This window comes from Myceligenerans indicum (genome assembly GCF_016742955.1).
GTDB classification, from domain to species: domain Bacteria; phylum Actinomycetota; class Actinomycetes; order Actinomycetales; family Cellulomonadaceae; genus Myceligenerans; species Myceligenerans indicum.
In genome coordinates, this window is record NZ_JABBYC010000073.1 from 1 (window position 1) to 13,365 (window position 13,365).

Annotated in this window: 13 protein-coding genes; 8 read left to right on the forward strand and 5 right to left on the reverse strand. The window is 71.0% G+C overall.

Annotation, left to right across the window (positions count from 1 at the left end; translation table 11 throughout):
- Nucleotides 1–81 precede the first annotated feature (81 nt).
- Both HGK34_RS20830 and HGK34_RS20835 read left to right on the forward strand, forming a co-directional pair.
- Entirely contained in the window at nt 82–891 is an 810-nt protein-coding gene (locus HGK34_RS20830) for a carbohydrate ABC transporter permease (protein ID WP_307816150.1), read from the forward strand.
- A complete protein-coding gene (locus HGK34_RS20835; protein WP_201851081.1) occupies nt 888–1,766 on the forward strand; it encodes a carbohydrate ABC transporter permease in 879 nt (292 codons plus the stop codon). Before HGK34_RS20830 ends, HGK34_RS20835 begins: the two co-directional genes overlap by 4 nt.
- A 13-nt stretch (nt 1,767–1,779) precedes the next feature.
- On the opposite strand, the gene HGK34_RS20840 is transcribed toward HGK34_RS20835, so the two are convergent.
- Nucleotides 1,780–2,439, reverse strand: a complete 660-nt coding sequence (locus tag HGK34_RS20840; protein ID WP_201851083.1) for a response regulator — start codon at nt 2,437–2,439, stop codon at nt 1,780–1,782.
- A 7-nt stretch (nt 2,440–2,446) separates the two neighbouring features.
- Entirely contained in the window at nt 2,447–3,217 is a 771-nt protein-coding gene (locus HGK34_RS20845; RefSeq protein ID WP_201851085.1) for a sensor histidine kinase, read from the reverse strand.
- Nucleotides 3,218–3,431: 214 nt separating this feature from the next.
- On the opposite strand from HGK34_RS20845, the gene HGK34_RS20850 reads away from it, so the two are divergent.
- Genes HGK34_RS20850 through HGK34_RS20860 form a run of 3 tightly spaced genes read left to right on the forward strand, consistent with a single transcriptional unit; the run spans nt 3,432 to nt 6,614 of the window.
- Nucleotides 3,432–4,799 carry an FAD-binding oxidoreductase gene (locus HGK34_RS20850; RefSeq protein WP_201851087.1) on the forward strand — a complete coding sequence of 456 codons (1,368 nt, stop codon included), beginning with the start codon at nt 3,432–3,434 and terminating at the stop codon, nt 4,797–4,799.
- Nucleotides 4,796–5,770: an ATP-binding cassette domain-containing protein gene (locus tag HGK34_RS20855; RefSeq protein WP_201851089.1), complete on the forward strand. Its 975-nt coding sequence runs from the start codon at nt 4,796–4,798 to the stop codon at nt 5,768–5,770. The genes HGK34_RS20850 and HGK34_RS20855 overlap by 4 nt, the downstream gene beginning before the upstream one ends.
- Nucleotides 5,754–6,614: an ABC transporter permease gene (locus tag HGK34_RS20860; protein WP_201851091.1), complete on the forward strand. Its 861-nt coding sequence runs from the start codon at nt 5,754–5,756 to the stop codon at nt 6,612–6,614. The genes HGK34_RS20855 and HGK34_RS20860 overlap by 17 nt, the downstream gene beginning before the upstream one ends.
- A 37-nt stretch (nt 6,615–6,651) precedes the next feature.
- Here the strand turns inward: HGK34_RS20860 and HGK34_RS20865 are convergent, their stop codons facing one another.
- The 3 genes from HGK34_RS20865 to HGK34_RS20875 form a co-directional block, all read right to left on the reverse strand.
- Nucleotides 6,652–7,266, reverse strand: a complete 615-nt coding sequence (locus HGK34_RS20865) for a LysE family translocator (RefSeq protein ID WP_201851093.1) — start codon at nt 7,264–7,266, stop codon at nt 6,652–6,654.
- Nucleotides 7,267–7,344: 78 nt separating this feature from the next.
- Nucleotides 7,345–8,205, reverse strand: coding sequence for an AraC family transcriptional regulator (locus tag HGK34_RS20870; RefSeq protein ID WP_201851095.1), 861 nt, complete (start codon nt 8,203–8,205; stop codon nt 7,345–7,347).
- 247 nt (nt 8,206–8,452) lie between these two features.
- Nucleotides 8,453–9,472, reverse strand: coding sequence for a LacI family DNA-binding transcriptional regulator (locus HGK34_RS20875; protein WP_201851097.1), 1,020 nt, complete (start codon nt 9,470–9,472; stop codon nt 8,453–8,455).
- Between the two features lie 442 nt (nt 9,473–9,914).
- Between HGK34_RS20875 and HGK34_RS20880 the strand changes: the two genes are divergently transcribed.
- From HGK34_RS20880 to HGK34_RS20890, 3 genes are read left to right on the forward strand one after another with little or no spacing between them, the layout of a single operon-like run.
- The gene (locus HGK34_RS20880) at nt 9,915–11,249 is read left to right on the forward strand and encodes an ABC transporter substrate-binding protein (protein ID WP_201851099.1); all 1,335 of its coding nucleotides are present in this window, start codon (nt 9,915–9,917) and stop codon (nt 11,247–11,249) included.
- A gap of 30 nt (nt 11,250–11,279) precedes the next feature.
- Nucleotides 11,280–12,263, forward strand: a complete 984-nt coding sequence (locus HGK34_RS20885) for a carbohydrate ABC transporter permease (RefSeq protein WP_201851101.1) — start codon at nt 11,280–11,282, stop codon at nt 12,261–12,263.
- 5 nt (nt 12,264–12,268) lie between these two features.
- Nucleotides 12,269–13,318 carry a carbohydrate ABC transporter permease gene (locus HGK34_RS20890; RefSeq protein ID WP_201851103.1) on the forward strand — a complete coding sequence of 350 codons (1,050 nt, stop codon included), beginning with the start codon at nt 12,269–12,271 and terminating at the stop codon, nt 13,316–13,318.
- Nucleotides 13,319–13,365: the final 47 nt, after the last annotated feature.

Sequence of the window (13,365 nt, forward strand, 5' to 3'; positions counted from 1 at the left end):
AGATGTGTATAAGAGACAGGCAACAGACCGGGCACGCATCACCCCGCCCGGTACCTCATCCCCGCGTTCGCGGTCCTGGGCGTGTTCTTCTTCCTGCCGACGATCTTCAACTTCGTCTACGCGCTGACCGACTGGTCCAGCTTCAAGAGCGAGATCGGGTTCGTGGGCCTGCGCAACTTCCAGGACCTGTTCTCCAGCGGCACGCTCCTGACGTCCCTGCGCATCACCCTCGTCTACGCCGTGCTCGTGGCGATCTTCCAGAACCTCTTCGGGCTGCTGCTGGCACTGCTGCTCGAACGCGACACCCGCGTCAACCGCTTCGCGCGCGTCATGTTCTTCATCCCGGTCGTCATGTCCGCCCTGGCGGTCGGCTACGTGTTCCAGGCGATCCTCAAGCCGGAGGGCGCCCTGAACTCGATCCTCGGCGGCCTGCTCGGACAGCAGGTCACGATCCCGTGGCTCGGCAGCACGACGTGGACGATCGTCGTCGTGGCGCTCATCCACGCCTGGAAGTGGATGGGCCTGTCCATGCTGATCTACCTGGCCGGCCTCAAGACCATCAACGAGGACGTCCTCGAAGCCGCCCGGCTCGACGGCGCCTCCGCCTGGGCCCTGTTCCGTGACATCCGTTTCCCCCTGCTGGCGCCCGCCCTGACGTTCAACGTCGCCACCGCGCTGCTCGGGTCGATGAACGGGTTCGACATCGTCCAGGCCACCACCGGAGGCGGCCCCGCCCGCACCACCGAACTGCTCAACATCTTCGTCTTCCGTACCTTCGGTCAGGGACTGTTCGCGCAGGCCACCACGATGAGCCTGGTGCTCTTCGTGGTCGTCGTGGCGCTCGCGTTCCCCGTCATCCGGACCCTGCGCAAGCGGGAGGAGATCCTGTGACCACCCCGACCCTCGCTCCCGTCTCGCCCGGCCCGTCGCGCCCCTCCGCCGACCGTCGTGGCGCCTGGCACCGCGTCCAGCCCGTGGTCGCCCTGCTCGCCGTCGTCCTCCTCATCGGCCTGCCGTTGTGGATCGTCGTCGTCACCGCGGGCAAGACGCAGGCCGACGCGCTCAACCCCAACCTCTCCCTGCCCACCGGCTGGCACTACGGCGAGAACTTCGCGGCCGTCTGGCAGCAGGGCCGTGTTCCCGCGGCGTTCCTCGGGAGCCTGCTCGTCATGGTGCCCGCCGTGGTGGGGGTCCTCGCACTGGGCTCGCTCGCCTCCTGGGTGCTGGCCCGGCGCAGCTCGCGGCTGATGGCGGTGCTGTACGCGCTCGCGATCAGCGGCATCGTGCTGCCTCCGGCCGTGGTCACCGTCGTGCTGCTGCTGCGTCAGCTCGGTCTGGCCGGGACCGCCGTCGGCATGATCGGCGTCTACATGGGCATGTACATGTCGACCGTCATCTTCTTCGTCACGGGCTTCGTCCGCACGATCCCGGTGGAGCTGGAGGAGGCGGCCCGGGTCGACGGCGCCAAGCCGCTGCGCGTCTTCGGCACGATCATCCTGCCGCTCCTGGCACCGGTGCTGGCCACCGCGACGATCCTCATCTGCCTGTACGTCTGGAACGACGTCTTCTACGCGTTCTTCGTGGTCGGGGGGCGGCTCGACACGTTGCCGCTGAACCTCTTCCAGGTCGCCAGCGCGGGTCTCTACCTGGACAACTGGCACCTGATCTTCGCCTACGTGCTGCTGATGAGCCTGCCGTTGCTGGTGGTGTTCGTCGTCGCCCAGAGGCGCATCATCTCGGGCATCACCTCGGGGGCGGTGAAATAGCGGACGGCCCGGGTCAGGTGCCGCGGGGCGTCACGATGCCCGACTCGTAGGCGAAGACGACGAGCTGGGCGCGGTCCCGCGCGCCCACCTTCGTCATGGCGCGGCTCACGTGCGTCTTCGCGGTCAGCGGGCTGAGCACCATGCGTTCGGCGATCTCGGCGTTGGACAGCCCGTGCGCCACCAGGGCCACGACCTCACGCTCCCGTGGCGTGAGCAGGTCGCCGCCGGACAAGGGCGAGTCCGGCGGCCGGGCGACGAACTCGCTGATCAGCCGCCGCGTGATCGCCGGGGAGAGCAGGGCCTCGCCCTGGACCGCGACCCGCACCGCCTGCAGCAGGTCCGCCGGCTCGGTGTCCTTGACGACGAACCCGCACGCCCCCGCACGCAGTGCGTCGAACACGTACTCGTCCAGGCCGTAGTTGGTCAGCATGACGACGCGCACATCAGCCAGCGCCTCGTCGGCGGCGATCTGCCGCGTGGCGTCGATCCCGTTCAGGACCGGCATCTGGACGTCCATGAGCACGACGTCGGGCCGGTGCTCGCGGGCGATGCCGACGCCGTCGGCACCGGTGGCGCCCTCCGCGACCACCGTGAGGTCGTCCTCGGCGTCGAGCAGCGCGCGGATCCCGGAACGGATCAGCGCCTGGTCGTCCACCAGCCCCACCCGGATCATCGTCGGATCACTCCTCGGGCGGCAGCGGCAGCTCTGCCCGGACCGAGAACCCGCCGCCGGGCTCCGGCCCGACGTCGAGCCGCCCGCCCAGGGCGGCCACGCGCTCCCGCATGCCGGTCAGCCCGTGACCGGGAGCAGGGCTGTGGTCCGCGCCGCGACCGTCGTCGGCCACCTCGAGGCCGAGCATCCGGGGGGCGTAACGGATGCGGACGACGGCGGCCGTCCCGTCGCCCGCATGCCGCCCCACGTTCGTCAGCGCCTCCTGCACCACGCGGTATGCCGCCTCGTCGACCTCGGGCGGCAACGGCCGGCGCTCCCCGACGACCGTGACCGTGGTGGGTACTCCTGCGGCCTCCGCACCCTCGACCAGCACCTTCAGGCGCTCCAGGCCGTTGCCGTTGCTCTCGCCGTCGCGGCGCAGCACATCCAGCGTCGAGCGCAGCTCCCGGACGGCGTCGGTGCTGGCCTCCTGGATCGCCAGCAGGGCGGGCAGCGGCTCGTCCCCCTGCTTGCGGGCCAGATGCGTGGCGACCCCGGCCTGCACCTTGATCACCGAGATGCTGTGGGTCAGGGAGTCGTGCAGCTCCCGGGCGATGCGCAGGCGCTCCTCGACCGCCCGCCGCCGGGCCGTCTCCTCGCGGGTGCGCTCGGCCTCCTCGGCCCGCTGCTCCACCTCGCGCACGTACGCCTGCCAGGCGCCGATCGCCACGGCCGCCACCCCGAGGGAGATCAGCCAGCCCGCGGCGTGGAAGCGTCGCCATCCTGTGTCGGTACGCATCGGCCCAGCGTATGGCCGTGGTGGCGCGCACCGCATCCGACGCCGGGAGTAGTCGTGACCTGCTCCCGGCGCAGTAGGCGCGACCACCGGTCACGACCCAGTCAGCAGGCACGGATGCCTCCCCGGGGACGACGACGCCGCGCCTCGTTCGGCGAAGGATCGGTGCCACCGACCGGCGCGACCCCCGCACCGGTCAGACCCGGAGGAGAACGGCGTGAGCATCCAGACCCCGAGAACCGATCCGCGTGGCGACCTCCTCGTGCCCGGGGATCCCGGGTACGACGAGGCGAGCCGCACCATGTTCGCCACCGGTCGCCCGGCGCTGGTGATCCGGCCGCACGACCCCGGCCAGGTGGCTCGCGCCGTCACGGACGCCGCCCGAGACGGCCGGACGCTGTCGGTCCGCTCCGGCGGCCACAGCCCTGCCGGGCACAGCACCAACGACGGCGGCATCGTGCTCGACCTGACCCATCTGGACGCCGTCGAGCTGATCGACAACCGCCGCCGCATCGTCCGGGTCGGGGCAGGGGCGACCTGGGGGCAGGTGGCTGCCGCCCTCGCGCCGCACGGCCTCGGGATCACCGCCGGCGACACCAACAGCGTCGGCGTCGGTGGCCTCACGCTCGGCGGAGGTGTGGGATGGATGGTGCGGCGGTACGGGCTCGCCGTCGACAACCTCGTCGGCGCGCGGGTGGTCACCGCCGACGGAAGGCACCTGACCGTGAGCTCCGAGCAGCACGCCGGGCTCTTCTGGGCGCTGCGCGGCGGAGGCGGGAACTTCGGCGTGGTCACGAGCTTCGACTTCGTCGCCGCGCCGGTCACGGACGTGCGGTTCGGCACCATCGTCTACCGGCCCGACGACCCGGCCGCGCTCCTCACCGGCTGGCGCGACCACATGCGTTCCGCGCCCGAGGAGCTCAGCAGCACGCTCACGCTCGTTCCCCCGATGGGCGGACGCCCGGCGACCGCGATGGTGCTGCTCTGCGACCTGCACGACGTCGCCGCCGCGGCCGAGCAGGCGATCGAGCCCCTGCTCCGGCTGGGGACCGTGATCGACACCTCGATCACCACCCGCCCGTACTCCGGCATTCTCGAGGACGCCGCCCACCCGCCGGGCATGCGCCTGGCCGCGCGCAACGTCCTGGTCCCCGCACTGGACGACGCCTTCGTCGAGGACCTCGTCGCCGTCCACCACGGCGACCGGCCCACCATGCTGAGCCTGCGCAGCCTCGGCGGCGCCTTCGGACGGGTCCTTCCCGACGCGACGGCTTTCGCCCACCGCGACGCCGAGGCGCTTCTCGTCGGTGGCGTCATCGTCCCCGGTGACGCCACGGACGCCGACGTCCACGACGCGCTCGCCGGCTGGCGGTCGGTCGCCGCCCACGGCAGCGGCCTCTACGTCAACTTCCAGGGCTCGGACACCGAGGCCGACCTGCGTGCGGCCTACCCGCCCGCCACCCTGGAACGCCTGACCGCCGTCAAGCGCGCCTACGACCCGCGGAACGTGTTCGCGCGCAACCTGAACATCCCGCCGGCCGGTGACGCGGCATCCGGCGCGGCCGGCGACGGAGCCGACGCGTGAGGCCCGCCATCCAGGTCGAGGGCCTGGTCAAGACGTTCGGCACGACGACGGCGCTCGCCGGGATCGACCTGCGGGCGCGTCCGGGCACCGTGCTCGGCGTGCTCGGCCCCAACGGCGCCGGCAAGACCACGGCGATCCGGATCCTGGCCACCATGCTGCGGCCCGACGCGGGCACGGTGTTCGTCGACGGGCTCGACGTCGTGCGTGATCCCGTCGCCGTGCGGCGCGCGATCGGGCTGACGGGACAGTACGCCACCGTCGACGAGAATCTCACCGGCACCGAGAACCTCGTCCTGTTCGGGCGGTTGTTCGACCTGCCACGGGCCGAGGCACGCTCGCGCGCCGCGCGGTTGCTGGACCGGTTCGGGCTGCGGGAGGCCGCCGGGCGGCCTGCCGGGACCTACTCGGGGGGTATGCGCCGACGCCTCGACCTGGCAGCGAGCCTGGTGGGCGCCCCACGAATCCTGTTCCTCGACGAGCCCACCACCGGCCTCGACCCCGGCAAGCGCGAGGAGCTGTGGCAGACGATCCGCGGCCTGGCCGACGAGGGCACCACGGTCCTGCTGACCACGCAGTACCTCGAGGAGGCTGATGCGCTCGCGGACGAGATCTCGGTGATCGACCACGGCAGGGTGATCGCGCACGACACACCGGCCGGGCTGAAACAGCAGGTCGGCGGACAGACCGTGGTGGTCCGGCCGCGGGATCCCGCGCAGGCGCCGACGGCGGCCGGCGTGGTGGAGCGGGCCGTCGGCCACCGGGTCGAGGCCGTGCGCGGCGTCGTCACCGCCCCGGTTGCGGATGAACACGCGTTCGCGGACATCGTGCGGGCTCTCGAGCACGCCGACGTGCCCGTCACCGAGCTGGCGCTACGGCTGCCCAGCCTCGACGAGGCCTTCTTCACGCTGACCGGCCACCCTGCGGCCGCGGTTGCCACTACCTCCGGGAGATCTCATGACCTCGACGCCTGAACCCGCCGTCCGAACCGTCCCGCTCCCGCCATCGCCCGCATCCGGCGGCGACGGCGGCCGTTCGCAGGGGGGCACCGTCCGGCCGTGGCCGCTGGTGCGCCACAGCCTGGCCCTCGCCGGCCGCAGCCTCACCAGGACGCGGCGCAACCCCGGCGTGCTGCTGGACGCGCTGATCCTCCCGGTGATCTTCCTGGTGCTGTTCGTGTACCTGTTCGGCGGCGCGGTCGCCGGTTCGACGCGCGAGTACCTGCAGTACCTCTTCCCGGGGATCCTCGTCCTCACGACCGTGCTCGCCGGGCAGATCTCGACGGGTCTCAGCATCGTCACGGACATGAAGAAGGGCGTCTTCGACCGGTTCCGGAGCATGCCCGTCCCACGGGCCGCCCTGCTGATCGGGTCCGTTCTCGCCGACGCGATCCGCTACGTCATCGCGGTCGTCGTGCTGTTCGGCGTCGGATACCTGCTCGGATTCCGCGTCGAGACGGATCTCGGCTCCGCGCTTGCCGCAGCAGCCCTCGCCATCGGCTTCGGCTTCTCGCTGAGCTGGCTGACCGTCCTGCTCGCGGTGCTGCTGCGGGACGAGACCATGGTGTCGACGGTCGGCTTCCTGCTGCCCTTCCCGCTGGTGTTCGGCACCAGCATGGCGGCGCCCGTCGAGACCATGCCGGGCTGGCTGCGGGCCTGGGCCGAGGTCAACCCCGTCAGCCACGCCATCGAGGCGAGCCAGGGCCTCCTGCTCGGCGGCCCGGCCGCCGGAGCGGCCGGGATGACGCTGCTGTGGGGAGGTATCTTCCTGGCGGTCTTCGGCACGGCGGCGGTGACGGCATACCGCCGGCTGGTCTGATACCAGGGCCGCACACCCGGCCCGGGCATCGCCGTCGTCATGCCGGCCGGGCGGCCAGGGCGACGATCATCCCAAGGCCGAACAGGAGGAGGAAGCCACCGGCGGCGCGCGTCAACCACGGGAGCACCCGCGAGAGGCCTGCGAGGGCGCGTTCGGAGCCGAGCACGACGGCGACGAACAGGTCCCACCCGAGCACGAGTGCGACCATCCAGGTTCCGTAGAGCGTCAGCGCGGCGGGTGTCGCATCCGTGAGAGCGGCGGCAAGGCTGACGTAGAACAGTGCGTTCTTCGGGTTGAGCAGACCTGAGGCCAGCCCGAACCCCAGGCTCCTCATCCAGGTGACGCGCGCGGCCGGCGGCTCTGCGGAGAGTTCGGTGCTCGGCCGGGCGCGGAGGAACACGATCCCGACGTAGGTCAGGAAGGCGCCGCCGGCCGCCTGAGTGGCGTGGAGGATCGCGGGGTCGGAGACCAGGGACAGCCCGGAGAATGCCGCGGCGATGAAGATCCCGTTCGCGGAGGCGATCCCGACACAGGCTCCGCTCGCGTTCCGCCAGCCACTGGTCATCGCCGTGCGGGCGATGAGGAAGAAGTCCACCCCGGGGATCAGCAGGGCGAGGAAGTGCGCGACCGCGACGGCAAGGAACTGCTCCATGTGCGCCCCAGAGGTATCGACGACGAATCGTGTCGAGTCTGGGGTGCTGCCGCCCGCGCGGTCTTGTACGAAGTTGCGTCAGCGACGATAGGCGCCCGGAGAGGCAGCGACGTGAGCACGGAAGACCCGGTGGAAGTGGCTCTGGTCGCTGAAGCCGAGCGCGTGCGCTGTCTCCGCCGGCGATCGCCCGTCACGGAGCATCGTTCGCGCGGCGATGACGCGGTGGTTCTGCCGCCACGCCACCGGTGGGAGGCCGGTGGCCCGCTTCATGGCCCGGATGAGCTGGTACCTGCCCATCCCGACCAGTTCCCCCAGCTCGGCGAGCGGGGGGTTCGACTCGTCGTGACGCAACCGGTCGAGGACGGGACCCATGCGGGCCGCGAGGTCCGCGTCGGTTGTGGGAGCGACCCGGCGATGAGGCCTCAGCATCGCGCACTCCCTGAGGACGCGGCGGAACGCGGCCGCCACCCGTTCGCTGTCCGTGGCGGTGAAGAGCAGGTCGTTGACGGTACTGAGCCGGTGGTGCAGGCCCAGGTTCCGGAACACGGTGATCCCGGTCAGGAAGCCGCCCGGCACGCCCGGGCCCGGCACGCCCGGGCCCGGCACGCCCGGGCCCGGCACGCCCGGGCCCGGCGTGCCGGCGTCCGGGCCGTCCGGGAGGAGGCCTGCGACCCATTCCTGATCGGCCTGGATCATCTGATACTCCCAGCGGCCGCGTTCCGGGTTGCAGGCGTGGACGTGCCCGGCGGGAATGAGGACCACATCGCCCGCCGCCAGCGGGATCGGTTCGCCCGCCGCGCCGGTGAACGTCGTCGTTCCGGCGTCGATCAGCCCGATCGAGAAGCGCTCGTGCGTGTGCGGCCGGTAGCAGGCGACCTCCTGACAGGACCGTCGTGACTCCACCTGCGGCATGACGGCGCTGTGCCAGAACTCGGACATCGGCCCTGTCCACCTCCTCAGGATCGTCTCGGCCGGCCGCTGACGACCCTATCGCCGCGTCCAGGCCGCGCCGGCCCTGGTAGTGGCCGAGGACGAGGTCCCACACCGGCCGCTTCTTCGGTATCAGGGGAGATGGATCGGCCAGGCGTGAAAGCGCTATTACCCCAAGGGTGAATCTGGACAGACCCCGGATGTGCGTCCCAGGCCCGTGGCGCGCCACCTCGCCCGAGGCGGGTGCGGGCGGCGGTCAGTCGCGCGGCGGCGCCGTCGACTCCCGGACCACGAGCTGCGGCACGACGACGCTCGACGTGGCGGACTCGTCGCCGTCGACGAGCCGTTCGAGCAGGCCGAAAGCCCGTTCACCGAGGTCCTCGAAGTCCTGGTCGACAGTGGTCAGCGACGGCTGCCACATCGCGACCAGGGGCTGGTCGTCGAACCCGATGACGGACACGTCCTGCGGGACACGGACACCGCGGTCCGCCAGGGCGCGCATGAGTCCGATCGCTATCTCGTCGTTGCCGCACAGGACGGCGGTCACGTCGTCGCGGCCGGCGATCCGCTCGCCCCACCGGTGGCCCGACGCGGCGTCCCACTCGGCGTTCATCACTGCCGGGACCTGGATCCCGGCGTCGGTGAGCGCGGCTCGCCAGCCCTCGGTGCGCCCCGAGTGCTTCCCGGCGGTGGGCCCCGCGATGTGATGGACGCACCGGTGGCCGAGCCGCAGCAGGTAGGCGGTGGCCTGGCGGGCCGCGGTGCGCTCGTCGATCAGGGCCGCGGGGATTCCTCCGGAGCGGCGCGAGCCTCCGCCGGCGACGACGACCGGCAGCCCCTCGGGCAGCATGCGCCGGGCGTTGATCCCCGCGCGGTCGAACTCCAGCACGATCGCCCCGGCCGTGGGGTGGGCGAGAGCGAGGTCGACGGCGCGTCTGACGACGTCGTCGTCGCCGGACTCGACCATCGTGATCGTCACCGACATCCCGGCGCGTCGCGCAGCGGTCTCGATCCCCTGAAGCGTGCGCGCGTAACCGTAGTTGGCCGTCGCGCCGGACAGCACCGATACCAGCGTCCGGCGTCCCGAGCGCATGGACCGCGCGGCCTCGTTCGGCCGGTAGCCCAGACTCCTGACCGCCTGCTGGACCCGCTGGGCGAGCTCGGGTGCGACGTACTTGCTCCCGTTCAGGACACGCGAGACCGTGGGTACCGAGACCTGGGCCTCGCGCGCCACGTCGGCGAGGACCGGTGCGCGGTACCGCTTCTGCGTCGTCATGCACAGAGGATAAGCGCAGCCGCTTCCCAGATGATCGTTTTCCTGGTGGGCCCGCGGTGCCCTGGATCGCGGGGCCGGTGCGCGCGACACGCGGCGTCGCGCCGGACCCTCGGCGTGGCGCGCGGGCGGGTCGGGCGTCGCCGGCTCTTGAGCGCCTTGTTCTGGCGGATCGCAGCGCTGAGCCGCACCAGGGCGGCACGTTCGCCGGGTGACGGGGCGGGGAGCCCGGGTCACGAGATGATGACGGCCCCTTGTCACGATCGCGACCCTGTGTAGGATAACGATATCCCGGGAAGCCGCTCATCGCTGAGCGGCACGCCAGGGGATCCCAGTACTGTCCCGCCGAACCGCCGGTGGGGTGCCGTATGCCGGTGAGAACGATTTCCCGTCCCGGAGAGGTGGCGGGCCTCGTCCACGGGCCGTCTCGAGGGAGAGAACGCAGATGAGGATCAACCGCACCCGGTGGGTGGCGACCGGAGTCGCCGCCGCGACGACCATGAGCCTGGCCGCCTGCTCCAGCGACGGGTCGGCCGCCGAGCCGACCGGGCCGGACGAGCCGGCCGGTCCCGTGTCGATCGAGATCTGGGGGTGGAACGCGGAGACCGGCGAGCAGCTCGTCGACGCGTTCAACGCGGCCCAGGACGACGTCGAGGCCGAGTACGTGCTGCAGGCCAGCAACGTCGCCACGCAGACGAACTTCCGCAACGCGTTCGAGGCCGGCGAGGACGTGCCGTGTCTGGTCCAGGGCTTCGCGCCGCTGACGACGATGGTGGTCAACGGCTGGGCGCAGGACATCACCGACTCGGTGACGCCCTCGGAGAGCATCTACAGCGAGGGCGCACTGGCAGCCGCCAAGGTCAACGACCGGTACTACGGCCTGCCCAGCGGCTCGGACGGCCAGTTCCTGATCTACAACACGGCCACGTTCGACAAGGCCGGGCTCGACGTCCCCACGACGTGGGAGGAGTACGTCGAGGTCGGCAAGAAGTTCAAGAAGGACGGCGTCGACATCGCCAACCTCGCCGGCGAGGACCCCAGCACGCTGATGAACCTGGCACAGCAGGCGGGCGCGGAGTGGTTCGCCATCGACGGGGACCGGTGGGTGGTCAACTTCCTCGACGAAGGCACCCTCAAGGCGGCTGACATCATGCAGCAGCTCGTCGACAACGACCTCGTGTCCAACGAGACCTACCAGGACAAGCCCGCGCTGTACGCCTACTTCGACTCCGGCAACATGGCGTCCACCACCACCCAGTGGTGGTCGCTGGGCGGCTACCAGACCGACATGAAGAAGTCCGGCGGTGACTGGGCGGCCACCGCGATCCCGCAGTTCGAGGACGCGACCGAACCGGTCACCCCGGGTCGCACCACGCCGGCCTTCGTGCCGGTGGGCTGCGACGATCCGGACGCCGTGATGGCCTACGTCGACTGGCTGGCCTCGGACGAGGGCATCGAGGCGGGCCGGAACAAGGAGAGTGGGGCGGTCGGGTTCCCGACCCAGATCCCCGACCCGTCGGCGTACGCCGACGATGTCGTCCCGCCCGACTTCTTCGTCGACGACGCCGAGGCCGCGGACGTCATCGTGGACGCCCAGGCGCACGTGATCGGCAAGTTCGAGCTCGGCCCGGACTACGACGCCTGGTTCCCGGAGCTTCAGGACCAGTGGGGCAAGGCGGTGGCCGGCGAGCAGACCTTCGCCGACGCGCTCGCCGCGGTGCAGGGCTTCGTCGCCTCCGACCTGGACGACAAGGGCATCTCCTACACGCTCGGGAGCTGACCGCGCGGTTTCGGCGAGGGGAGGACATCGATGTCGACCACGACCACCACATCAGCCCGGCCGGAGGCCGGGAGCAGGGGCCCCGGGGCCGCAGGTCCCTCCCCTCGCACGCGGCGCCGGATGGCCTGGCGCCGGATCCAGGCCCTGAAGGGCGCGTCGCTGACGTTCCCCTTCCTGGCGGGCTTCAGCCTGTTCGTCGTCGTGCCCGTGATCATGGCGCTCCGCGAGAGCGTGTTCGCCCGCCGGTCGTCCGGCGGGCTGGGTTTCGGCGCCCAGACAGTGTCGTTCGTCGGGCTGGACAACTTCGCCGACGGGTTCCAGGATCCCGTCTTCTGGGGCGGCATGCTGCGGGTCTTCGTCTACGCGATCGTCGTCGTGCCCGTGACGCAGGCGCTGAGCCTGGCCTGCGCCCTCCTGCTGGACGCGGCCCGGCGCCGGACGGCGGCGCGGTTCCGCGTGGTCCTGCTGCTGCCGTACATGGTGCCGGGCGTCATCGCCGCGATGATCTGGCTGTTCCAGTACAGCCCCGCCGTCGGTCCGCTGAGCGCGTTCTTCCGGCTCTTCGGGGTGGAGGCGAACTTCTACTCCGGCGAGCTCGTCTGGGTCTCCATCGGGAACATGGCGCTGTGGGGGGCGCTCGGCTTCAACATGCTCATCCTGTACGGCGCCCTGCAGTCGGTGCCTCACGAGATCTTCGAGGCCGCACGGCTCGACGGAGCCGGCGAGCTGCGCATCGCGATGTCGATCAAGGTGCCGTTCGTCCGCGCCTCGCTGGTCCTGACCTCGCTGCTGTCGATCATCGGCACGCTGCAGCTCTTCAACGAGCCGCTGCTGTTCCGGGCGGTCACCCCGGAGACGATCACCAAGGACTTCACCCCGGCGATGATGATCTACAACCAGGCGTTCCAGGTGGGCAACCTGAACTACGCCACCGCGCTCTCGGTCGTCCTCGCCCTCGTCGTCGGCATCGCGTCGGCGATCATCTACCGCTTCACGAACCGGCAGGAGGCGTGAGGGGCATGGCTCGAACGAACGCCACGGACGCGTCCGCGAGCGGCGCGGCCCGAACGAACCCGACCCATTCGAACGGCACCGGCGCGAGCAGCCCCGGCGCGAGCAGCCCCGGCAGGAACGGTACCGGCGCGAGCAGCCCCGGCGCGCGGAGGCCGCGGACGGGTGTCAACCGCACGCGGCCGTCCCGCCGGAGGCCCGCTCACTCCTCCGCGTCCGAGGCACGTGGGGCGTCCCGCTGGGTCGTCCTGGCGGTTCTGGTCCTGCTCGCGCTCTACGCCGTGGGCCCGCTGTGGTGGCTGCTGGTGGCCGCCACGAAGAACCGCCCGGACCTGTACTCCACGAACGGTCTCTGGTTCGCCGACTTCAACCTCTTCGAGAACCTCGGCGCGCTGCTCACCTACCAGGACGGCATCTTCACCCGGTGGCTGTGGAACACGGTCGTGTACTCCGGCCTCGGGTCGATCGGACTCACCGCCGTCGCCCTGGCCGCCGGGTACGGGCTGGCCAAGTACTCCTACCGCGGCAAGGGCTTCACGATGGCGCTGATCATCGGGTCGTTCCTCATCCCCGGTTCGCTGCTGATCGTGCCGACCTTCCTGCTGTTCACCAGGATCGGCTTGTACGACACGATCTGGGCGATGATCCTGCCGGGCATGTTCGGCTCGTTCTCCGTCTACCTCGCGAAGGTCTACGCGGAGGGCGCCGTGCCCGGCGAGCTGATCGACGCCGCGCGGATCGACGGGGCCGGGGAGTACCGGATCTTCCTGTCCATCGGGTCCCGGCTGCTCTCGACCGCCGGCGCGACGATCTTCCTCCTGCATTTCGTCGCCTCGTGGAACACCTTCATGTGGCCGCTGGTGTTCCTCAAGGGCGCCGAGAAGTGGCCCGTGATGCTCGGCCTGTACTCGTGGCTCCAGCGTGGGACCGACAGCCAGTACGACCTGACCGGCCTGGTCATCACCGGGGCGCTGGTCTCCACCATCCCGATGGTGCTCCTGATGGTTTCCATGCAGCGCTACTGGCGCTCCGGGGTCACCATCGGCAGCCTCAAATGACCGCCGGGGCCTGCCCGGCACCCGGGCAGGTCCCCTCACCCCACCCC

Coding starts and splice junctions, on each gene's coding strand:
- HGK34_RS20840 (WP_201851083.1), bottom strand. CDS start 2,439: ATGATCCGGGTGGGGCTGGTGGACGACCAGGCGCTGATCCGTTCCGGG.
- HGK34_RS20845 (WP_201851085.1), bottom strand. CDS start 3,217: ATGCGTACCGACACAGGATGGCGACGCTTCCACGCCGCGGGCTGGCTG.
- HGK34_RS20860 (WP_201851091.1), top strand. CDS start 5,754: ATGACCTCGACGCCTGAACCCGCCGTCCGAACCGTCCCGCTCCCGCCA.
- HGK34_RS20865 (WP_201851093.1), bottom strand. CDS start 7,266: ATGGAGCAGTTCCTTGCCGTCGCGGTCGCGCACTTCCTCGCCCTGCTG.
- HGK34_RS20870 (WP_201851095.1), bottom strand. CDS start 8,205: ATGTCCGAGTTCTGGCACAGCGCCGTCATGCCGCAGGTGGAGTCACGA.
- HGK34_RS20875 (WP_201851097.1), bottom strand. CDS start 9,472: ATGACGACGCAGAAGCGGTACCGCGCACCGGTCCTCGCCGACGTGGCG.
- HGK34_RS20880 (WP_201851099.1), top strand. CDS start 9,915: ATGAGGATCAACCGCACCCGGTGGGTGGCGACCGGAGTCGCCGCCGCG.
- HGK34_RS20885 (WP_201851101.1), top strand. CDS start 11,280: ATGTCGACCACGACCACCACATCAGCCCGGCCGGAGGCCGGGAGCAGG.
- HGK34_RS20890 (WP_201851103.1), top strand. CDS start 12,269: ATGGCTCGAACGAACGCCACGGACGCGTCCGCGAGCGGCGCGGCCCGA.